Genomic DNA, 515 nt, shown 5'->3' with positions numbered 1-515 from the left:
AGCATTCCCATGCCCTTGTTGCCCCACACTTCGGTGCCCTGGGCGTAGCTCTGCAGGATGGTCATGATCACGATTCCACGAGATCCGTAGTGCGAGTACAGCTTCGGCAGCTGAGTCCAGCGGACCACGTTGGCTGCTTCGTCCAAGGCGGCGAGCAACGGCACTGGTAGCCGCCCACCTTTCGACCGGGTGGCCAGTTCCTCCGCGGCCTCGCAGATCGCGACGGTCAGCGCGGTCACCAGCGGGCCGGCGGACCCGTTGCCCTCACGGGAGAGCAGGTAGATGGTGTCGGTCGAGCGGACGAACTCGCGGGGATCGAAATGCGGTATCCGTGGCCCCTGTCCGTCGGTCGACACCCACGGCCGGATGGACTGCATCTTCAAGCAGCGGATCATTTTCCGGGCCGTGCCGAAGACGCCGCCGCGCTGTTTCGCCGGAGCGTTGTACTGGCCGCTGAGTCCGGATGCGTGCAGGTCGTAGCCGTGTTTGCGGAGAATGTTGACCGGTTCGACGTT

The 515-nt window shown here is 64.7% G+C and carries 1 protein-coding gene; it reads right to left on the bottom strand.

Features of this window, described 5'->3' with window-relative positions:
- A partial coding sequence (locus MLGJGCBP_RS48490) for a type IV secretory system conjugative DNA transfer family protein (RefSeq protein WP_160098721.1) occupies window positions 1-515 on the bottom strand: 515 nt, incomplete at both ends.

This window comes from Rhodococcus sp. T7 (assembly GCF_009872365.1).
Lineage (GTDB): Bacteria > Actinomycetota > Actinomycetes > Mycobacteriales > Mycobacteriaceae > Rhodococcus_F.
This window is presented reverse-complemented; position numbering and strand designations above follow the sequence as displayed.